Raw genomic sequence first — 20176 nt, forward strand, 5'->3', positions numbered from 1 at the left:
AAATGACCAACGCCTTGCATATCGCGAGCCTGCTCGTGCACTGCCGCCCCGAGCTGATGGATGCAGTGAAACAGAACCTGATGCTATTGCCTGGCACAGAGCTGCATCAGGAAAGCGCCGCCGGAAAAGTGGTGGTGGTCCTCGAGGCGGAGCATGAAAGCCGCATTCTCGACACCATCAGCCACATCCAACAATTACCCGGCGTCCTCAACGCTGCCCTGATTTACCACGAACTCCTCAGCCCCGAAGGAGAGCCTGAATGAGCCTCACACGACGTCAATTCGCCAAAGCCAACGCCGCGGCCATCGCCGCCAGCGTGGCAGGCATGCCTATCGCTACCAGCGCCAGCAATCTCGTTACTGATCCGCAAGCGACGGCACTCAAGTGGCACAAGGCGCCGTGCCGGTTCTGCGGCACCGGCTGCGGCGTGATGGTCGCCACCAGCGGCGACCGCGTCGTCGCCACGCATGGCGATGTGAAGGCCGAGGTCAACCGCGGCATCAACTGCGTCAAAGGCTATTTCCTGTCGAAGATCATGTACGGCGCCGACCGCCTCACTGAGCCGTTGTTGCGGATGAAGGACGGCAAGTACGACAAGCAAGGCGAATTCCAGCCAGTGAGCTGGGAACGCGCGTTCGACATCATGGAAGAGAAGTACAAGGCTGCGCTGCGGGACCACGGCCCCACCGCCGTCGGCATGTTCGGCTCCGGTCAGTGGACCGTTTGGGAAGGCTATGCGGCCAGCAAGCTGATGAAGGCCGGTTTCCGTTCCAACAACCTCGACCCGAACGCACGTCACTGCATGGCTTCCGCCGCCGTGGGCTTCATGCGTACCTTCGGCATGGACGAGCCCATGGGCTGCTATGACGATATCGAAGCTGCCGACGCGTTCGTGCTCTGGGGCTCGAACATGGCCGAGATGCACCCGGTGCTCTGGACCCGGGTGACCGACCGACGCCTGAGCGCGCCACATGTAAAAGTCGCCGTGATGTCGACCTTCGAGCACCGCAGCTTCGATCTTGCGGATATTCCGATGGTGTTCACGCCGCAGACCGACCTGGTGATCCTCAACTACATCGCCAACCACATCATCGAGAGTGGCGCAGTCAATCAGGACTTCATCAAGAACCACACCAAATTCGCCAAAGGCAATACCAACATCGGTTATGGCCTGCGCGCAACCGATGCGCGGGAAATGAAGGCCGAGAACGCTGCCGCCGCAGGCGGTTGGACCGACATCAGCTTTGAAGATTACGCCGAGTTCCTCAAGCCCTACACGCTGGAGCGTGCGGCTCGCGAATCGGGTGTTCCGGCAGAACGGCTGAAGATGCTCGCCGAACTCTATGCCGATCCGAAAACGAAAGTGATGTCGTTCTGGACCATGGGTTTCAACCAGCACACCCGCGGGGTCTGGGCGAACAACATGATCTACAACATTCATCTGCTGACAGGGAAAATCAGCGAGCCCGGCAACAGCCCCTTCTCGCTGACCGGACAGCCGTCAGCCTGCGGTACGGCACGTGAAGTCGGCACCTTTTCGCACCGTTTGCCTGCGGACATGGTTGTTACCAATCCCAAGCATCGGGCCGTTACCGAAAAGATCTGGAAACTGCCCGAAGGCACCATCCCAGAAAAGCCCGGTTTCCATGCCGTGCAGCAAAGCCGCGAGCTGAAGGATGGCAACCTCAAGGTCTACTGGACCCAGGCCACCAACAACATGCAGGCCGGGCCGAACATCATGCAGGAGGTGCTGCCGGGCTGGCGAAACCCGGAAACCTTCGTGATCGTTTCCGATGTTTACCCCACCGTATCTGCCCAGGCAGCAGACCTGATCCTGCCCGCCGCGATGTGGGTGGAAAAGGAAGGCGCCTACGGCAACGCCGAGCGTCGCACGCACCTGTGGCATCAACTAGTCACTCCGCCTGGCAAAGCGCGCTCCGACCTTTGGCAATTGATGGAGTTTTCCAAGCGCTTCACCACTGAGGAAGTGTGGCCGGCGGAGCTGTTGGCCAAGACACCGGACCTCAAGGGCAAAACGCTGTTCGAGGTGCTGTTCAAGAACGGTCAGGTCGACAATTTCCCGGTGTCGGACATCCAGGAAGGCTATCGAAATCAAGAGTCGGAGGACTACGGTTTCTACGTGCAGAAAGGCCTGTTCGAGGAATATGCCCAGTTCGGCCGTGGCCACGGTCATGACCTCGCCGACTTCGACCGCTATCACCAGGAGCGCGGCTTGCGCTGGCCCGTCGTAGACGGCAAGGAAACCCTCTGGCGCTACCGTGAAGGCCATGACCCCTACGTCGAGAAAGGCTCAGGCGTCCAGTTCTACGGCTACCCGGACAAGAAAGCGATCATCTTCGCACTGCCTTATGAAGCACCTGCAGAGATGCCGGACGAAGAGTACCCGTTCTGGCTCAGCACCGGCCGCGTCCTGGAGCACTGGCACACCGGCAGCATGACCCAGCGTGTCGATGAGCTACACCAGGCTGTACCCGATGCCCTGGTGTACATGCACCCCGACGATGCGCGTGACCTCGAGGCCCGTCGCGGCAGTGTGGTCAAGGTCATCAGTCGTCGCGGTGAAATGCAGGCCCGCATCGAAACCCGTGGTCGCAACAAGCCACCGAAGGGGCTGATCTTCGTGCCTTTCTTCGATGCCAACAAACTGATCAACAAGGTCACCCTCGACGCTACCGACCCGATCTCCAAGCAAACCGACTTCAAGAAGTGTGCCGTGAAGATCGAAGTGGTCAGCATCGCCTGAGGAGAGTCACCATGAAATACCGATTACTGCCTTTGATGCTCCTCGCGGTGTTTGGCCTGGCCGTCGCAGCCGGGCCCGATTACCCACTGGATGCGCCTGCCCCGGACGGCCGCCGGCCGGGCGGCACCATCACCCAGGAGTTCACCCCGCCGCCGCTCAAGGATGAGGAAAACAAGGACCTCAAGCGCGAGCGCAACTATCCGGAGCAGCCACCGACCATTCCGCATACCATTCGCGGCTATCAGGTCGACAAAAACAGCAACAAGTGCCTGTCCTGCCACAGCCGCGCCAACAGCGCGCGTACCCAGGCGCCGATGATCAGCATCACGCACTTTACTGATCGCGATAGCCAGACGCTGGGCGCCGTCGCCCCTCGTCGCTACTTTTGCACCCAGTGCCACGTGGTGCAGCACGATGTGAAACCGTTGGTGCAGAACAACTTCGAGAACATCGACGAGCTGCTCTATCACGAAAACAAACAGAACGAACAGTGAGGACGCCTGGATGAAGTCGATACTGTCGTTTCTCAAACGTTACTGGACCGTCCTGCGCCGACCAAGCGTGCACTACAGCCTGGGCGTCCTGACGCTCGGGGGTTTTCTAGCTGGCATCATCTTCTGGGGCGGTTTCAATACCGCACTGGAGGCGACCAACACCGAGGCCTTCTGCATTTCCTGTCACGAGATGGAAGACAACGTGTACATGGAGATCAAGGACACCATCCACTACACCAACCGTTCCGGCGTGCGTGCGACCTGCCCGGATTGCCATGTGCCGCACGAATGGACGGACAAGATCGCGCGCAAGATGCAGGCCTCCAAGGAGGTCTGGGGCAAGATCTTCGGCACCATCAACACACGCGAAAAATTCCTCGGCATGCGCCGGGAAATGGCCGAGCGTGAATGGCGTCGCCTGAAGGCCAATGACTCGCTGGAGTGCCGCAACTGCCACAACTACGAGTTCATGGATTTCACCCGCCAGAGCAAACGCGCCGCCGAGTTCCACTCCACAGCGCTAGGCAAAGGCGAAGCGACCTGTATCGACTGCCACAAGGGCATCGCCCACCGCCTGCCGGATATGCATGGCGTGCCTGGCTGGTAACCCACAGAGTCGGCGCTGATCTACATCGACAGCGCCGGATCGCCATCGATGAACCTGAGCCCAGGGACGGGCTCGGGCCTTCCAACCAGTTAGTTCCGCCCTCTCTCAAGCACTGAACAACCCTGTTGCAGCTATGTCGAACTCCAGCTATCTATCGGATCGTCTCGACATCAACGACAACAAGGAGTCCACCATGCGATATCACCTGTTCGGTGCAGCCCTGATGGCTGTCAGCGCCTTCGCTCACGCTGAAATTCAAACTCAGGAAATCCCCTACACCGCCGCCGACGGCACCAAGATGGTCGGCTATTACGCCTATGACGACGCAATCGAAGGCCAGCGCCCGGGGGTCGTGGTCGTCCATGAATGGTGGGGCCTCAACGACTATGCCAAAAGCCGTGCCCGTGACCTCGCCGGGCTTGGTTACAGCGCTCTGGCGATCGACATGTACGGCGAGGGCAAGAACACCGAGCATCCAAAGGACGCGATGAGCTTCATGAAAGCCGCGCTGGCCGATGCCGATGCCGCCAAAGCCCGCTTCAACGCCGGCCTGGATCTGCTCAAACAGCAACAACAGACCGACAGCGCCAAACTCGCCGCCGTTGGCTACTGCTTCGGCGGCAAGGTCGTGCTGGACATGGCCCGCCAGGGCGTCCCGCTAGAGGGTGTAGTCAGTTTCCATGGCGCGCTGGCTACCGAAACCCGCGCAGCGCCGGGCAGCGTCAAGGCGCGTGTACTGGTCGAGCACGGCAGCGCTGACAGCATGGTCAGCGCCGAAGACGTCGCTGCCCTGAGCGCGGAAATGGTCAAGGCCGGCGCCGACTACCAATTCGTCAACCTACCCGGCGCCAAGCACGGCTTCACCAATCCAGGCGCTGACAAGTTTCAGGAAAAAGGCGTCGACGTGGCCTATAACAAAGCTGCAGCCGAACGCTCGTGGAACGACATGCAGCGGTTTCTCGACGAAACATTCGATAGCAGCCGACCATGACTTACCGGGGATTGCACCGGCACTCGTTGCGAATGGCTTGGATGATGGATAGCTGAACGTTCTGCTTCAGCGTTCTGGTTGTACTGAAGGCATTGACCACTCCTGATAGCCAATGCCAAGGATGGCTTAGTGGATGCAGTTCCAATACATCCGAAACTACTGCACGGCCTGCCCCCTCTCCCCTTCGGGAGAGGGCTGGGGTGCGGGGCTAGCGTCGCCGAATACCGGTTGCCTATGGCCCCACCCGCAACCTGTCTCGGTTGCGACTACATTGCTTGCAATTCGCGGTACTGATCTGCCGCCCAGCACCCACCTGGTCACCAAGAATCCGCGACATATACCTCGCCACTAGAGCCGCCAAACCTTGTCTCGACAGCCCACCGAGCCGATGCCGTGCTAGCATTGCGACCTCATCGCCCCTCCCCCTTTCGAACTGATCGCGAGTCATGGCCGAACACGATTTCCGCTACACCCTGCTCAATCCCGGACACACCCTCACCGAATGCCGCGCCCTGGCGCCGGGCCGTTACCAGGTCACAGGCAACGGCGGCAACGTGCGCGCCGGTGACGTCCTGATCGTCACCCTCAAGGGCAGCCGTGACCTCTACCAGCGCCTGACCGTGGACAAGGTTCGCCACCTGATCAATCCGCCAGGCCAGTGGATGGCCGTGGCGAACGGGCCTGTCTTCAAGGAACTGGCGATCATCAACTGGCAGGTCGACTGTGACGGCTGCGGCAAACAGCTGGATTTCGAGTTCGCCGTGGACGCCGCCAAAGGCGAAGCCGCTCGCGCCCCAGCGGCCGAAGCGCGGATCGCCGAACTGGGCTGGAAAAACGACGCAGGCCGTCACCTGTGCCCTGCCTGCCAGAGGGCGAAACCGTGAGCAAAGCCTTGTTTGCCAGCTTGGCCTTCTTGTCCCTAGCGGGCTGCTCGGTTGAACCCCTGACCCTGCAGAACGAAGTCACCTATATCGCCGAATGGATCGGTGACGATCCAGTGGTAGGCCGTAACCCTGTCTCGCTGACTTTTAGCGAAGACCGCGCCTACGGCAACGCCGGTTGCAACCACTGGTTCGCCAGCTATCAGCTGGACGGTCAGAGGCTGCGCTTCAGCGAAATCGGAAGCACGCGCAAGATGTGTCCTGAACACATCATGAAGCAGGAACAGCACTTCCTCGAACTGCTCTCGCAGATAGAGCGCTGGGACGTTTCCAGGATCGATCAACTGCGCTTCTGGCCCGCAGAAGGCGCTCCGCTGCGGGTATGGCCAGAGCAGAACTGAACTGCGCCAAAGATGGGCATGCCGACAGTGGCGTGCCCTTCGAGCAAGCGTAAATCCGATGAGGCGCTGAGCATTCAAAGCCTCCAGCAACCAGCCATACCGCTCGGGTCGTCTGTAATCAGCACCATTAAAAGCCGCTGAAACCCGCATAGCCACTGCTGCCCAGGCCACGCACCGATAGCTTGGGGCTGCGTTTTGACAGCTACCAGACACGACCGCAGCCATGGCTGCCGGAATTGGCACGCGCCCTGCAATAACCTAGGTAACCAGTTTTGGGGACCCTGGTACAGGCAGGCCAGGGATTCCCCTCTTTTACACCCGCCAAAAGGGCCGCCAATTGCGGCCCTTTTGCTTGTCTAGCGATAAAGTTCGCGGCGGAATATCAGCGGCTTCGAGCCTTGGTAGATTCCGAATGTCCCCACACCTACTGCCGAACGGCGTACCGCCCCCTCCCAGCCATACTTCAGCCAGTCGGCTAGCGCGGGAAAATCGAGCCGTGCTGAACCGTGGTTGCCTGCGCCTGGTGGACTCAACGTCAGTTGGCCGCCGCCAGCTCTGAAGCTAGCGACTGTCGCTGCGGTATCGCCAGGGCTGAGCGCATCGCTGTAGCTGATGAAGTTAACGCTGCCCAGCTCTACAGGCGTGGTGCAAGCATCTTCGGTCTCCGGGGCGAAGCGAGCGCCGGATAGGTCACGCCAGGTCTCGACAAGCAACGGAAGCGGGAGTGACTGCAGTTCCGAACCGTGGGCATTTTCGATACGCAGACGACCCAGGCGGACCTCGCTGCCCGGCGCCTTGTCGAATCGCTTTTTATATCCCTGACAGCCGGCTTCGCCAGCGATGCAGACATCATCGTCATCGGTCAGGCTGGCTGCACTGAAGCTCATGTCGACCTCTGCCGGAAATGGCAAGTCCTCCACCAAAGCAGTTAAGGCGGGCGCATAGCGAAGCTGCTGACCGGTCCAGCGATAACCTCGTATGCCGTCACCGTCGTCAGCACCCGAGACCGCCGGCTTTGCCGTGCCAACCACCTCCAGGCGCGCGTCGATACCTGCCCGCCCCGTCTGTGAAAGGTAGTCGGGAGCGGACGGCTCCGGTAAGCGCCAGAACGGCGAAAGATCGTAGTTACGAGTGATCGCTCCAGCGCGGCTGTAACCGGACACCGTCAAGGTCGGCTCGCCAGTAGCGGCGAACTCCATCGGCTGCCCCTGATAGCTGAACGTACCGCAGGAAGGCCGCAGGCTGGCCGCACCCGACGCTCCCAGGTAAGCAGGCGTGAAACGGCCGACACGATTGCTCTCACCTCCACTAACGGTTTCTCCGAAATAGCTGCCTTTCGGCGTGGCTGAGATCCGGATGATGCCAACCTCGGTATAAGCCTGCCCATGCACGGCCGCCTCGCCCCCGCGGGGATGATCGAAACGGGTCACCGCTAGCTCACCGCGATCCCCCTTTTCCGGCGCGAAGAGCTCACGGGTCAATTCGATACCGGCCATCTCGAAATTTGGCGTGTCGAGATTACCGTCGCATAACTGTTCGGCCGTCAGCGGCTCCTCATTTGCCTCCCAACCAACCGGGCGCACCAACAGACGGAACGGATCACCCGCCCGGACCGGTACGCCGCCGGCCTGGAACACCGGACAGTCGAGATCGTCCGATTCGCAAGCTGCGCCGCCATCCGCCTGATCAGCCTCGGTTAGCAGACATAGGCCATAAGGCCGGCCGGAGAATTGGTCGGTCCCGGTCATTACCAGGCCCTTTTCCTCACCAGCGGCCGGCGCATAGCGAGCGAACAGGTCGATCACGCCAGCATCGGCGTAGCTGACCTCCAACGAAGCACGCGCCTCGCTATCGAACGTCAGTTCGATATCTGTAGGGCTGGCGCCAACCGGTGTGCCGTTGACCACTACTAGCCGCGTCCCGGTATCGGGATGCACGTAAGACGAACTGAACTGCAGTGTGCGCTTGCCCCCATCGTCGAAGCCTGGAACGCAGGCCTGCGTGCGGTCGTCCTTCATGACCGCCTGCAACGCGATTCCGCTCTCTGGGCGTGCCGCGATCAGGTTGGGCACATCGAAGACGAATCCGCTATCAGCGAAGACCACCTCGCAATTGGCAGTCGAGCAGGCGGTTTGGCTGAACGACTGAGTTTGCGGTGTGGACTCCAGCACACCGAGCTGCACGGTACCTGGTTTACTCGAGCGGAGATGGACGATAGTGCTGCCACCGGAAAATCTCACTGGATTACCTGCGGTCCAGCCGCCCACAGGTTGCAGTGTCGCGCTCACCGGTTCCTGATAGGTCGCCGAACAAGCCTCGTCCATGCATGCACGAATCGTCACGGCATGCGGGACACAGGTCAGCGCAGTGGGCGCGTAATTAAGCTCGAAATGATGGATGCGCGCTGTCAAAGGGCGGATGTCGGCCGCACACACCTCCAGCTCTTCGATCTCGTGAATATTGTTCTGCCCGCCTGTGGACCCGGTAAAAGACAGGTAGAGGTTCTCCGGTAGAGTCGCCTGCCCGCTCGCACTCAGAACATCAATTCCGTCCAGGTTGCGCAACACTTGAAAGCCGGAGCCACTGTCGCGCTCCACCGTGATGCTCGCCTGGCCGGCAGTACGGCCATCTATGGTGATTCGATAGAGATGGCCGGGCGCCGGCGGTGTACTACTGGGATTGTCTATCTCTGGCTCAAGCGCTGTCTCGGTTCCGGCAATGTAGCGATAACCACTGGTGCCGCTGCCTGAACCCCGCGCCGACACCGTGTCACGTCGTAGCCCTGGCCCGCCAATCCGGCCTTCGGTAGGGTTGGAAAAGTTGCCGTATTCATCAATGGCGACCCCTAACCAGCCACCTGCGAACCCGCTCTGGCCGTTGAGCTGTGCATAACCAAGCGAACCACCGTAGCCGCCGGGTTGTGGTGTGACCGACGCATCGGAGAGGATCAGCGCAATGCCATCGGCGCCGTTGCCGTCGTAGGCGTAGTGGCGGAAGGAAACCTGAATGAACTGCCCTTCGGCGGGAAAGAGGCGTTGCAGGGCTGCGGCGGTCGCCACATTGCCAGCATTGCTGGTCAGGCGCATGCGACCGTCCACCAGCTTCGGAACGAAGTGGGTCAATCCTCTGCTGGACACTGCCCAGTTCGAAGCGAATGTACTGGGCTCGAGAAAGTTGCTGAAGCATTGCAGATTGGTTTCGCAGGGGTGGCGTTCGTTCACCAGGGCCGTGATCTGCTCCTGCCCGAGCGCCCCCTTGTAAATTCGAAGTTCGTCCAGATCGCCGTCGAAGTGCCGTCCCGCGATCTGATCCCAGCCCAGCTGTAGTGGATCGGCGTTGGCCCTCGGTGTACCCAGGCTTGCCGTTCCAGCGAGGTTGCCGTTGATGTAGATGTGCTGTTCAGTAGCCATATAGCGAATCAGCACGTGGCTCCATTGGCCGAGTTCAACCTTTGACGTGCTATCAAACTCCTGCGTTGCACCTGAGGTGGTCTGCCACCACCAGTTGATGGTGCCATCCGGCTTCAAGTGGAACTCGTAGTTTTCGTCCTTCGACAGAATCGACATCAATCCGCTGGATGGATAGCTGCGGGGCCTGATCCACAAGCCGACGGTGAAGTCCCCTTCCTGGGTCAGCAAATCGTTGTGAGCGGCCTGGAGGTAATGGCTAGAGGCACGGTCGAACCGCCCATAACGACAGGTGCCTTCGCCATCGACGGTAGGCCATTTCGGAGACTCTCCATTGGTAATGGCGCCATTCACCGCCTGACCGTGCAATCCATTGCCAGAGCCGTCACGCACCTCACCAGCTGTTCCCGACCAACTGCGCTCATCCAGCGACCAGCTAAGCACCAATCGAGCGGCCGCTCCGCAATTGCCGGACGGCGCTTGATACGTCACCCGCGAGTTAGTCCCCAGAAAGACGTTCTCTGCGGTGATCGCCCCGAAAACATAACTTGCACTTCCCAAGTTCACACTGGCGTTGGCGCCTCGGCTGACAGCGCTATACAGATAGCCCGATATAGTCGCCCTGTCGTTCAACGAGATTTCTTCGTAGGCGTAAACGAATAACTTATCGGCATCGCCTGCAGTATCGACACTAGGAGAGTTGAAGCGTACTGATGAACCAACGTTGAGCGTGTCGCGTACGAATAGCCGCACCTGACCGCTCCCGATTACCTCTATACGAGCTAGATGGTTGGTCGTCAGTGCTCCGACCCAATAATCGCCCGCAGCCAACCGCAAAACGGATTCTGAGTCCATCGTTAGGGATTCGATGTGGTAGTCGATGCCGCCGCCGTTGACTGTCAACGTGGCCTTGTGACCCAGTCTGACCGAGGCGTATTCATGACTATCATCCGCTGTCAGCGTTTGTTGCTCCGAAGACCCTAATGTCAAAGTACTGGCATATTCCCAAGTCGCAGGAAAGGGCCCTGGATCTTGCATAGGTGCGGCGGTCGGGGCAGAGCTGGCCCGGCAATCGGCATCACCACAGGTGGCAAGCTTCGAACCACCATTTTTGCGAACCGCATTGGCTTGCAAGACACGGCTCGATCCATTGAGCAACTGGGCATCGGTGCCAAAGTCGATGACACCTTTATTGGCAGCATTGCCGGTGAAGTGACTCTGAATACCATTCTCGAAATTTGCCTTGCAGCTGCCAACCGCCGCATACAGAGGCTCAGCGCATACCGCAATCAGCAACAATAAAATCCTAGCTAGCCACCTTTCCATTTCAGCGCTCCACCACCGCAGATAGTCTGCGGTACGCATAGTCGGGCCGCGATCCAGCCGCTCCATTTTGCGCAATGGACTCGAACCGGTAGAGCGTCACCGGCTGGCCATCGACATCTGTGTATCCGTCAGGGCTACAGCTCACCACGACGCTGAACTCGGCCAGGTTGCTACCGGCAAAGGCAAGCGAACCAGACGCACAGCTGTCAGCGTTGACTGCGCGACTTAGGCCCCACTCGATTCCCGCTCTCGCCGCCTGGTAGGCGCGGGCCTGCTGGATTGAAAGACTATTGATCCCATGCTGAACCAGAGACATCCGTGCCATGGCCATGACAACGAGCATGACGATCACGATAAGAAACAAGGCGGCCACCAAGCCGAATCCTGCCTGCTCACGTCTAGCTGGTCGCGCTGTCTGACGAGCGCTGGAGCGACGGTACCGAGCAGCCGTACGGATCGTCCCGGCAGGGCAGACATTGAACGCTGCAAGGTTCTTCTCAGGGGGCATTGTCGACGTGCACCTGCTGCAAAAGGCGGAGGGCTTCCCCATCTTGATTGAGCTCAAGGACCATGCTGAGCAAACCTGCCCGCACCGTGGTTCCTGGCTGATAGAGAAATGTACAGCCGCGAACGCTGTTGGCGAGCACACGCGGATTGGAACCAGCCGGCGGACTTGAGGGCACGACAGCGAGCAGATCGCCATAGCTGTAACGCACCAGATGATCGCCCTCGCAGCGATAGCCGACCACCGACTCGGCGAAATAGACGCGCCGCTGCGGTGATTCGAAGGCAAAGTCAAACTCACCAGCCGCACCTGGCAGATCGAGCGCAATTTGCGTTACGCCGCTGGCGCCACCAGTGGCGCTGAAGGTCGTACCAGTCGGTGTGATCACGCCGGGGTTGGCAGATGCCCAGACATTGGCCCCGGCAACAGGGTTGGAGCCACTCAGGCTGCCAATGTTATAGACCACCATCCATTGCGCACCCGATGGATCGAAACCAGGAGCCAGCAACTCAACGACGTTGCAGGCACCACCAGTGACGGTGCTGTCGCAACTGCCGGCCCCACTGTCGGCGAATTTCAGGGTCTCGCTGCTCGTACGGTTCGGCCGATAGCGTGCCGCGCCAGAAAAGTCCGGATTGGTCTTGCTCGTCTGGATCAAGAGCATCTCCACAGTATTGCCATCGACCGATACCCGCACTGAGTTCGGCACGGCCAACCGGACATCCCGGGCCATTCTGTTCAAGGCGGTCGCTGCCAGATCGACCAGCTCCGCACGCCGACTCTGGTCAACGAACCCCTGCATCGGACGCATAAGGACAGCGCTGATCATGACCGCTACCAGCCCGGCCAGTGCGATAACCATAACCAGCTCGACCAGCGTGAAACCACCGACGCTTGAGCCATGCCGAGGCCACGGAGCCTGCGGCCCGATTGCGCCGTCGACGGAAAGACGCACCATCAGTACCTCGTCCGATAGCCGCCGAGCACCAGCGCCTGGCCGGCCGGGTCGGTTACGGTCACTTCGATATAGAACACATCACTTGCTGGCAGCCCTCCCCAAGCCCGCGGCGCTACGTCTACCGCAACGGTGTAGGAGCCGAGACCTGCGATGGCTTCCCCCCGCGCATTGCGCGCACCAGCATCGGAAAGCCCGGCGTAGTCGCAAACGTTGTCGAAGTTGCCCCGTTGTGACGGTGGCGGTGGACAAGCTGTACCGGTGGCCGGATCTAGAAATGCCTGCAGCAAAATTTCCTCAAGGTAGGCTTCGGCAAGGCTCAGGCTCTGCTGACGCAGCAACGGATCGGCAGAGCGTGCCGTTATCGAGGCCATGGCAGTGAACAGCGCCGCGGCCGCGATACCAATGATCACGATGGTGATCACCAGTTCGACCAGCGTCATGCCGCACTGGCGTTTCATTGCACCAGCCCGGTTTCGGCGGTCACGCTGAAGGTGAACGCACCGATGGTGGCACTCGCGGCGCTGGAGGGACGCCCCAGCGAGTCGAACACCACGGGAAAATTGGTCGCCGACACCGACACGCCCGTGGGCACCTCGGTATTGGCGAAGGGAGTCTGGCCGTCCGGCCCCTGCACCTCGGCGCTAAAAGCGCCCGAGGTACAGTTCGCGGCGCGGCGCAGATGGTAGCCACCAGTCCCCAAGCTGACCTCGGTCAGACAGCCGCCGGCCAAGGCCAGCTTCTGTGCATAGCGCACAGCCGAGACCGTCTCTTCAAAGAAAAGGCGTTCGTCGAACACCTCTCGATCAAAGAAGCGCGGCCCCACCACGGCGGCGAGGATGCCGATGATGACGAGCGTCATGATCAACTCGACGAGGGTGAATCCGCGGCAACGTGTCATGGCAGTCTCAGCAGATAAAAAAGGGCATCGGCCGCTATTTTTTAAGTATCCCTTCGACCGAGGCAGTAAACTATTGTGCCGGAGCGTTCTCTCTAATGGCGGCTATTAACATCCTTCCGTTTTTATTTCGAAACTCGGGAACCCAGTGGTCGACAACTTATATTCCACGTAGCATGTGGCCTTAGTCTTTGCCGTCTCGTCAGTAACTTTGCCAGCGTCAATTTTGAAGTTCCCACCGTCAACTTGAGCCGCCGCGATGATGCCAGTTGCATCAGCTGTAGCGTACCCAGCGTCGTTAACAGTGATTTCTTCCCCTTCAAGCGTAACTACAGTAGTGCCATCTGTTGTACCAGCTTGTTTCTTACCCGCAAGATAGGCCGAATGGACAATTGCTGAAGCGGATTTCATTGAACCGGCTACACCTTCGATCGCCGCGATACGCGCGTCTCTCCCGAAGTCCGCAAACCTAGGCAAAGCAAACGCCGCCAAAATCCCCAAAATCACAATAACCATGATCAGCTCGATCATGGTGAAACCACTTTGCTGCTCTTTCATGTGCATTCTCCGGAACGCGTTAGTCGAAGGTGTAGGCCACTTGGCCGTTCGTGCTGTCGTAGGTAATGGCGTCATCGCCACCGTCACGTTGGTAGGTGAAGGTGCAGATTGTGGTGGTCTTGGTCGGGACGTAGTCCGGATCGCTTCCGGATATGGTCGGGATTGAACCCTGCAGCACGTTGCTCCAGAGGTTGGAGCAATGCAGATCGGTACCCTCTATATTCACCGGCCATCCGGCTGTATTTACGTCGACGGTGTTGTTACCAAATCCAGTGACATTGATGTTGGGGCTTGTGCCGCTCTTTGCGCGATTGACCTCCCACTGTGCGCGAACGAGCGCCACGGCTGAACCCAGCGCGCCAGCCGTGCCAGCTACCGCAGCTTTGTGAGCTTCCTTCGTTGCATTCATAAACCGCGGCAGCGCAACCGCCGCCAGGATGCCGAGGATGGCGATCACTACCACCAGCTCGATCAGGGTGAATCCGTTCTGCTTTTTCATTGGCTTGCTCGCTCCTCGGTTGCGTCTATCCACGTGGCCGTACTTCGGCCGGGACGGGTTTAAGTTTCAGGTTCATGAATCCGTCCCGCTTCATGAACCTGGTATAGCCTGATCGGCCGCCGGCGGTGCTGGTGCGTCAATGCACCTCAGCAGCGGCCGCCTCGCTGACCGACAAGCTGTGCCAAGGAATTGGCACTACCTAACTGAAAGCACAGCGTTGCAAACAGCCGGCCAAACGGAACGGCAGTCGTCGCGACTGACTGGTATCGCTAATCACGCTCCACCCTTTGCAGCCGAGGCGAGATCCCACATCGGCAGAAACACGCCCAGCGCTAACACCAGCACCATCACGCCCATGCACACGATGAGAATCGGCTCAATCGCGTCCGCCAACTGCTTGAGGTCATAGTCGACTTCCTGCTCGTAGAAGTCGGCGACTTCGATAAAGAGGTCGTCCAGTGCGCCGGTTTCTTCACCCACGGCCATCATCTGCAGGACCAACGGGGTGAACAGGCCGGAGTTATGGGCAGAGCGAGTCAGCGCTTCGCCGCGCTCAACGCTTTCGCGGATGCCGAGAATCGCCTGGCCGATATGCTGGTTGCCGACACTGGCGCTGTTGATCGAGAGCGTCTGCAGCAACGGCACGCCGGCGCGGTACATCATTGCGAAGGTACGGGTGAAGCGCGCCAGGGCGATGCGTTCGAAGATGCCGCCGACGATGGGCAACCGTAACTTGATCCGGTCCCACTTGAGTTGACCTGGGTCGGTCTCGATCCATTTGAAGAAGGCGTAAAGTCCGCCAACGATGCCCAGCAGTAACAGCCACCAGTAGTCGCGCATGAAGTTGGAGGTACCGATCAGCACGCGGGTGGCCCAGGGCAGCTGGGCGTGAAACTGGGCGAACACCTTGGCGAACGCGGGGATCACCAGGAGGTTGATCACCGCCAGCGCGACGCCCATGGCGACCATGACGAAGATCGGGTAGCGGGTCGCTTGCTTGATGCGCTTGCGGGTTTCGCGCTCCAGCTCGAGGTAGGCCGCCAGTTGCTTGAAGGCCTGATCGAGCTGGCCGGTGTTCTCACCGACGCTGACCATGCTGACGAACAGGTTGTTGAACACCTTGGGGTGAGCGTTCAGGGCCACCGCCATCGACTGGCCACTCTCCAGACTGGCGCGCACGTCCTGCAGGATGTGGCGGAAAAACAGGTTTCGGTTCGACTCTGCCAGACCGCCGATAGCGCGGATGATCGGCACGCCCGCCTTGCTCAGGCTGTACATCTGACGACTGAAGATGATCAGCTCATCCAGATCGACGCGCTTGCGGCGCAGCTTTTCGCGCAGCATCGCCAACGCATCGCCGCTGCCCGTCTGGCTCTCGCTGGCCTCGATGGTCAGCGGGGTGATTTGCCGTGACAGCAGTTCGCCCGCCACGGAATCGGCGCTGGCGCCCTCGAGTGCGCCGCTGATCTTGGCGCCTTGGGCGTTGCGGCCGGTGTAGCGGAACGTAGGCACTAGATGGGTGCTCCAGCTGTTCGCAGGCCGGGTCGGCTCTGTGCACGACCAAAAAACGTCCCCTCACTCGAGCCCTCTCCCCGCAGGGGCGAGGGAGCGTTGGTGCGGACGTGATGATCAAGCTTCCTGAAGTATTCCGAGGAAGCCACGCGTCTGTGGGAGCGAGCTTGCTCGCGAATGCAGTTCAGCGTGCATTGCGCATTCTTCAGCAAGCTGACTCCTACGAAAGCTATCCGGAGGCTGGCCCTGCACGCTTGGTTCGCCAGCAAGCTGGCTCCTACAAGAGCAGCGTGATCAGACCGATGCTGGGCGTTCACACCATCACCTCGTCATCCGCTAGGGTCGCGCAAACCTTGAGCACTTCATCGACGCTGGTGATGCCGGCGATGGCGTAATCCAACGCGCATTCGGCCAGCGGCCGGTAGTGCGGTTGCTGGCGTGCCGCTTCGGCAAAACCTTGCGGATCACCCCGGCGCAGCGCAGCGATCATTGGCTCGTCGAGTTCGAGCAGCTCGTAGACGCCAATCCGGCCGCTGTACCCACTGTTGTGACACTGGTGGCAGCCGCTGCCGCGACGGAAACGCTTGCCGGCCAGCGAGCCGCCATGCAGCGTCTCCAGCCAAACCAGCTGGCGCGGATCCGGCTGGTGTTCTTCCTGGCAGTTCTCGCAGACGCGGCGTATCAAACGCTGGGCCAGCACCGCGTTGAGCGCCGTGGCGACGAGGAAGGGCTCCACGCCCATGTCGATCAGGCGCATGGCAGAGGTCAAGGCGTCGTTGGTGTGCAGCGTCGACAGCACGAGGTGGCCAGTCAGCGCGGCGCGCAGGCCGATCTCGGCGGTTTCCTGATCACGGATCTCGCCGACCAGGACGATGTCCGGGTCCTGACGCAGGGCGGCACGCAACACGCGGGCAAACGTCAGTTCGATCTTGGCGTTGACCTGCACCTGGTTGATTCGTGGCAGGCGGTATTCCACCGGATCTTCCACGGTGATGATCTTCTTTTCCGGGCTATTCAGCTCCGAAAGTCCTGCATAGAGCGTGGTGGTCTTGCCCGAGCCGGTCGGGCCGGTGACCAGCACCATGCCGTGGGGACGCTGCAGCAGGCGACGGAAGCGTTCGAGCATCACTGCCGGCATGCCGGTGCCGTCGAGCTGGAACATTGCCCCGCTCTGGTCGAGCAGGCGCATCACCACCGACTCGCCGAACTGCACGGGCATGGTCGAAACCCGCACATCGAGGTTGCGGTTCTTGACCCGGATATTGAAGCGGCCGTCCTGCGGCAGGCGCTTTTCGGAAATATCCAGACCGGACATGATCTTCAAGCGCATGACCAGCGCCGAGGCGACGCGGTGCTCCTTCATCACCTGCTCATTGAGCACGCCGTCGATACGCTGACGGATCCGCACCACGCCTTCGTCGGGCTCGATATGGATATCCGAGGCCTTCATCTGTACCGCATCTTCGAACAGCGTCTGCAGCAGCCGCACCACGGGTGCGTCACTGTTGCTTTCGGCACCAAGGCGCGAGAGGTCGAAATCGCTTTCCTGCAGTTCGCCTTCCAGTTCACCGGCCAACGAGGCGATTTCACTGGTGCGACGGTAGAGCTGGTCGAGCGCACCGAGCAGTTCGCTTTCACGCACTACGGCCGGGAATACCCGCTTGCCCAGCATGCGCTCCATCTCATCCTGAGCGAACAGGTCGAGTGGATCGGTCATGCCGACCAGCACGCCCTCTGCCTGGCGCGACAGCACGATCACGCGGAAACGTCGCGCCACCGCCTCCGGCAGGCTCTGCGTCAGCTGATTATCGAACTTGTAGTGTTTGAGCTCGACGAAGGGAATCTGCAACTGCTCGGACAGCGCCCTGAGCAGGCGCCCTTCATCGATAAAGCCAAGGTCCAGCACCGTGCGCCCCAGCTTGGAGCCGGTCCGCTTCTGGTCCTGCAGCGCGAGCTGCAACTGAGCGTCACTGATCAGCCCGGCCTGGACCAGGAGATCGCCGAGGCGAATCTTGCGCTGGCGGATATCCTGAGTCATTGCGTGCCTCCAAGTGAACCGGCGCGTTCGGTGGCGAACCGACGCGCGCTTTCATCCAGCCCCTGCCCTTGAAGAGCGAGCCGGTAGTGCCGGCCGGCCTGCGCTGGCTGATCGAGTTGTTCCAGCGCGATAGCCAGGCCGAGCTGCCAAGCGCCCTGTCCGGGTTGAACGGCGATCAGCCGGCGGTAGGTCGCAGCGCTTGCGGACCAGTCGTTGACCTGCTGGTAGAGCGCAGCCAGCAGCGCGTGATACGCCGTGTGACGCTGCAGTGGCGGCGCGCTCTGCTGCAGCGTCGCGATGGCTGCGTCTTGATCCCCGAGCTGTAGCTGTCCGCGCGCGAGCAGCTCGCGCAGCTCGGCATCGAACGGACGCGCCTGCAGCTGAGCGGGCAGCCACTTGAGCAATGCAGCGGTGTCGCCGGCACTGAGGTAAGCACGAGCCAGCCAGCGGCTGATCTCCGGGTTGTCCGGTTGTGCCTGATGCAGTGCCTGCAATTGCTGAATAGCCGCTAGATGATCACCTCGATCCAGAGCGCTGCGGGCTTGCGCGAGGGGATCGGGCTGATGCGCACCGATGGTGAGATTTGCTTCCGCTGAGGGAGCGACGGGTTCTGCGGCAACTGCAGCGCGGGGCACGGCCTTGGGCTCAGGTGACGGCTTGGCGCGGGCCGGCTCGTTGAGCGTCTCAGCCGGCTCGACTTCACGGGTCACCCAGTCCGGCAATTGCGCCTCGTCCATATCCGGCGATTCGGCAACTGGCAACGATAGGGTCTGCGGGTCGGCTTCAGCGATGCTGCCAAGCGATACATCGAGCCAGAGCTGCGAGCGATTGCCAATCGATTCGAGGCGATCAGCGACGTTCAGCTGGTCGCCGAAACCGATGATAAGCACATTGACATCACCGCCCTGCGGCTCGACGCGCCACGACAGGGTCTGCCCCGGTTTTTCGATGCGGCCGGTCAGCGCCTCGCCTGTGAACTGCACATCGTTGAGCCGGAAGCTGACCGACCCGGTCGTATCGACTCGCTGGTAGCTGACGGATCGATCAAGCAGCAGTTGCAGGACGAAACGTCGGCCGTCGTTCTGTGGCAACACATCCAGCAGTCGCGTCGTGGCGACAACCTCTGGCGGCGGTGCAAGCTCTTCGATCAGTGCCGGGACAACAGGGGCTGGGACGACAGGTGGCTTGGCAACCGGCTGCAGGCGTTCTGAAAGCAGGAACAGCCCAACGGCCGCTACCACGAGGGCCGCGGCGACTAGCAAGCCACGACGCATGCGCCCATGACGCTCACGCCTTGCCGCGGCGGCCTCGTCCACGGCGTAGAGGCTGCCCAGTTGCTCACGTTCGGCCGGCGCGGCGCGGCGTGCCTCTAGATCCCGCAACATGTCGTTGACCAAGCTCACGGCAGCACCTCGGCGAGGTGCGCTAGCCAGGGCCACGCACCGAGGATCAGCGCCAGTGACAAGCCGCCAGCAGCGATCTTCCAACCCAGCAGTCTTGAGGCGCTTCGCCAGAACGGCTTTGCCCCTTCGGTATCGTGCAACGCACGGCGGACATGGCGGGCCAGGACCTGACGAGACCCTTCGCCGAACGCCACCATCAGGCACTTGTTCGCCAGAATGTTGAGCAAGCGTGGAATGCCGCCACTGCCGCGCACCAGCAAACGTACCGCCGCAGCCTTGAACAACGGCTCGCCACGGTAGCCGGCCACGGCCAGCCGCTCCTGCAGGTAGCGAGTAGCATCGCTGACATCCAGCGGCCGCAGGCTGTAGGAAAAGGTGATGCGCTGACGCAGCTGGCGGAAGTCTTCACGGGCCAGCGTCGCGTCCAGTTCCGGCTGGCCGAACAGCACCACTTGCAGCAGCTTGCGCTGTTCGGTCTCGAGGTTGGTCAGCAGGCGCAAGGCTTCCAGCGTCGCTGTCGGCAGCGCCTGGGCTTCGTCGATCAGCAGCACAGTGCTCTTGCCCTGCCCGGCCAGCTGGATCAGGCGCGCATGGAGCGCGGTGAGCAGGCCGTGATTATCCAGCTCCGCCGCCCCGGCTATATGTAGCTCTTGCGCCAGCGCCTGGCGCAAAGCCATCGGCGTCAACGTCGGATTCGGCAGCCAGGCGACCTGGTACTGGGCAGCGTCGAGTTCGTTAAGCAGGGCGCGGCACAGTAGCGTCTTGCCCGTGCCCACCTCACCGGTGACCTTGATGAAGCCCTCGCCCTCGCCCAATGCCACCCGCAGCAGATTGAGGCAGGCCTGGTAGGGCGCCAGCTGGACCATGAAGCCGGTGTTCGGCGTCAGCGCGAAGGGCTTCTCGCGCAGGCCGAAAAATGCTTCGTACATACCAGCCG

General features: G+C 60.9%; 18 protein-coding genes. 7 read left to right on the plus strand and 11 right to left on the minus strand.

Annotation, left to right across the window (positions count from 1 at the left end; all coding sequences use genetic code 11):
• Positions 1–2 precede the first annotated feature (2 nt).
• The 7 genes from CXK96_RS01160 (at position 3) to CXK96_RS01190 (ending at position 6138) form a co-directional block, all read left to right on the plus strand.
• Positions 3–263 (plus strand): chaperone NapD, encoded by a 261-nt coding sequence (locus CXK96_RS01160; RefSeq protein ID WP_102834684.1) that lies wholly within the window; start codon positions 3–5, stop codon positions 261–263.
• Positions 260–2764 carry a nitrate reductase catalytic subunit NapA gene (napA, locus tag CXK96_RS01165; protein ID WP_102834685.1) on the plus strand — a complete coding sequence of 835 codons (2505 nt, stop codon included), beginning with the start codon at positions 260–262 and terminating at the stop codon, positions 2762–2764. Before CXK96_RS01160 ends, napA begins: the two co-directional genes overlap by 4 nt.
• A gap of 11 nt (positions 2765–2775) precedes the next feature.
• Positions 2776–3258, plus strand: a complete 483-nt coding sequence (locus CXK96_RS01170) for a nitrate reductase cytochrome c-type subunit (protein ID WP_102834686.1) — start codon at positions 2776–2778, stop codon at positions 3256–3258.
• A 10-nt stretch (positions 3259–3268) separates the two neighbouring features.
• Positions 3269–3865 carry a cytochrome c3 family protein gene (locus tag CXK96_RS01175; RefSeq protein ID WP_019341552.1) on the plus strand — a complete coding sequence of 199 codons (597 nt, stop codon included), beginning with the start codon at positions 3269–3271 and terminating at the stop codon, positions 3863–3865.
• Between the two features lie 193 nt (positions 3866–4058).
• Complete coding sequence (locus CXK96_RS01180; RefSeq protein ID WP_102835019.1) at positions 4059–4856, plus strand: dienelactone hydrolase family protein; 798 nt, start codon at positions 4059–4061, stop codon at positions 4854–4856.
• Between the two features lie 446 nt (positions 4857–5302).
• Positions 5303–5740 (plus strand): hypothetical protein, encoded by a 438-nt coding sequence (locus tag CXK96_RS01185; protein ID WP_102834687.1) that lies wholly within the window; start codon positions 5303–5305, stop codon positions 5738–5740.
• Positions 5737–6138 (plus strand): META domain-containing protein, encoded by a 402-nt coding sequence (locus tag CXK96_RS01190; protein ID WP_102834688.1) that lies wholly within the window; start codon positions 5737–5739, stop codon positions 6136–6138. Before CXK96_RS01185 ends, CXK96_RS01190 begins: the two co-directional genes overlap by 4 nt.
• Before the next feature lie 356 nt (positions 6139–6494).
• On the opposite strand, the gene CXK96_RS01200 is transcribed toward CXK96_RS01190, so the two are convergent.
• The 11 genes from CXK96_RS01200 to CXK96_RS01250 all read right to left on the minus strand — a co-directional run bounded on the left by CXK96_RS01200 (position 6495) and on the right by CXK96_RS01250 (position 20168).
• A complete protein-coding gene (locus CXK96_RS01200; RefSeq protein ID WP_102834690.1) occupies positions 6495–10937 on the minus strand; it encodes a DUF6701 domain-containing protein in 4443 nt (1480 codons plus the stop codon).
• Positions 10873–11244 (minus strand): hypothetical protein, encoded by a 372-nt coding sequence (locus CXK96_RS01205; protein WP_256061684.1) that lies wholly within the window; start codon positions 11242–11244, stop codon positions 10873–10875. The genes CXK96_RS01200 and CXK96_RS01205 overlap by 65 nt, the downstream gene beginning before the upstream one ends.
• A gap of 124 nt (positions 11245–11368) precedes the next feature.
• Positions 11369–12334 (minus strand): PulJ/GspJ family protein, encoded by a 966-nt coding sequence (locus CXK96_RS01210; RefSeq protein WP_256061685.1) that lies wholly within the window; start codon positions 12332–12334, stop codon positions 11369–11371.
• Positions 12334–12792 carry a prepilin-type N-terminal cleavage/methylation domain-containing protein gene (locus CXK96_RS01215; protein ID WP_102834691.1) on the minus strand — a complete coding sequence of 153 codons (459 nt, stop codon included), beginning with the start codon at positions 12790–12792 and terminating at the stop codon, positions 12334–12336. Before CXK96_RS01215 ends, CXK96_RS01210 begins: the two co-directional genes overlap by 1 nt.
• On the minus strand, positions 12789–13232 hold the full coding sequence (locus tag CXK96_RS01220) for a pilus assembly FimT family protein (RefSeq protein WP_102834692.1): 444 nt from the start codon (positions 13230–13232) through the stop codon (positions 12789–12791). Before CXK96_RS01220 ends, CXK96_RS01215 begins: the two co-directional genes overlap by 4 nt.
• Before the next feature lie 105 nt (positions 13233–13337).
• Positions 13338–13787, minus strand: coding sequence for a type II secretion system protein (locus CXK96_RS21075; protein WP_102834693.1), 450 nt, complete (start codon positions 13785–13787; stop codon positions 13338–13340).
• 19 nt (positions 13788–13806) lie between these two features.
• Positions 13807–14286 (minus strand): type II secretion system protein, encoded by a 480-nt coding sequence (locus CXK96_RS21080; protein WP_102834694.1) that lies wholly within the window; start codon positions 14284–14286, stop codon positions 13807–13809.
• Between the two features lie 273 nt (positions 14287–14559).
• Complete coding sequence (locus tag CXK96_RS01235) at positions 14560–15798, minus strand: type II secretion system F family protein (protein WP_102834695.1); 1239 nt, start codon at positions 15796–15798, stop codon at positions 14560–14562.
• Positions 15799–16111: 313 nt separating this feature from the next.
• Positions 16112–17836: a GspE/PulE family protein gene (locus CXK96_RS01240; RefSeq protein WP_102834696.1), complete on the minus strand. Its 1725-nt coding sequence runs from the start codon at positions 17834–17836 to the stop codon at positions 16112–16114.
• Positions 17833–19239 carry a tetratricopeptide repeat protein gene (locus CXK96_RS01245; RefSeq protein WP_102834697.1) on the minus strand — a complete coding sequence of 469 codons (1407 nt, stop codon included), beginning with the start codon at positions 19237–19239 and terminating at the stop codon, positions 17833–17835. The genes CXK96_RS01240 and CXK96_RS01245 overlap by 4 nt, the downstream gene beginning before the upstream one ends.
• Positions 19236–20168, minus strand: a complete 933-nt coding sequence (locus tag CXK96_RS01250) for an ExeA family protein (protein WP_102834698.1) — start codon at positions 20166–20168, stop codon at positions 19236–19238. The genes CXK96_RS01245 and CXK96_RS01250 overlap by 4 nt, the downstream gene beginning before the upstream one ends.
• Positions 20169–20176: the final 8 nt, after the last annotated feature.

Source organism: Stutzerimonas stutzeri (genome assembly GCF_002890895.1).
Taxonomy (GTDB): domain Bacteria; phylum Pseudomonadota; class Gammaproteobacteria; order Pseudomonadales; family Pseudomonadaceae; genus Stutzerimonas; species Stutzerimonas stutzeri_AB.

Bases quoted from the DNA above. Each gene is read 5' to 3' on its own strand.
- CXK96_RS01160 (WP_102834684.1), top strand. From the start codon at position 3: ATGACCAACGCCTTGCATATCGCGAGCCTGCTCGTGCACTGCCGCCCC.
- napA (WP_102834685.1), top strand. From the start codon at position 260: ATGAGCCTCACACGACGTCAATTCGCCAAAGCCAACGCCGCGGCCATC.
- CXK96_RS01170 (WP_102834686.1), top strand. From the start codon at position 2,776: ATGAAATACCGATTACTGCCTTTGATGCTCCTCGCGGTGTTTGGCCTG.
- CXK96_RS01175 (WP_019341552.1), top strand. From the start codon at position 3,269: ATGAAGTCGATACTGTCGTTTCTCAAACGTTACTGGACCGTCCTGCGC.
- CXK96_RS01180 (WP_102835019.1), top strand. From the start codon at position 4,059: ATGCGATATCACCTGTTCGGTGCAGCCCTGATGGCTGTCAGCGCCTTC.
- CXK96_RS01185 (WP_102834687.1), top strand. From the start codon at position 5,303: ATGGCCGAACACGATTTCCGCTACACCCTGCTCAATCCCGGACACACC.
- CXK96_RS01200 (WP_102834690.1), bottom strand. From the start codon at position 10,937: ATGGAGCGGCTGGATCGCGGCCCGACTATGCGTACCGCAGACTATCTG.
- CXK96_RS01210 (WP_256061685.1), bottom strand. From the start codon at position 12,334: ATGGTGCGTCTTTCCGTCGACGGCGCAATCGGGCCGCAGGCTCCGTGG.
- CXK96_RS01215 (WP_102834691.1), bottom strand. From the start codon at position 12,792: ATGAAACGCCAGTGCGGCATGACGCTGGTCGAACTGGTGATCACCATC.
- CXK96_RS01220 (WP_102834692.1), bottom strand. From the start codon at position 13,232: ATGACACGTTGCCGCGGATTCACCCTCGTCGAGTTGATCATGACGCTC.
- CXK96_RS21075 (WP_102834693.1), bottom strand. From the start codon at position 13,787: ATGAAAGAGCAGCAAAGTGGTTTCACCATGATCGAGCTGATCATGGTT.
- CXK96_RS21080 (WP_102834694.1), bottom strand. From the start codon at position 14,286: ATGAAAAAGCAGAACGGATTCACCCTGATCGAGCTGGTGGTAGTGATC.
- CXK96_RS01240 (WP_102834696.1), bottom strand. From the start codon at position 17,836: ATGACTCAGGATATCCGCCAGCGCAAGATTCGCCTCGGCGATCTCCTG.
- CXK96_RS01250 (WP_102834698.1), bottom strand. From the start codon at position 20,168: ATGTACGAAGCATTTTTCGGCCTGCGCGAGAAGCCCTTCGCGCTGACG.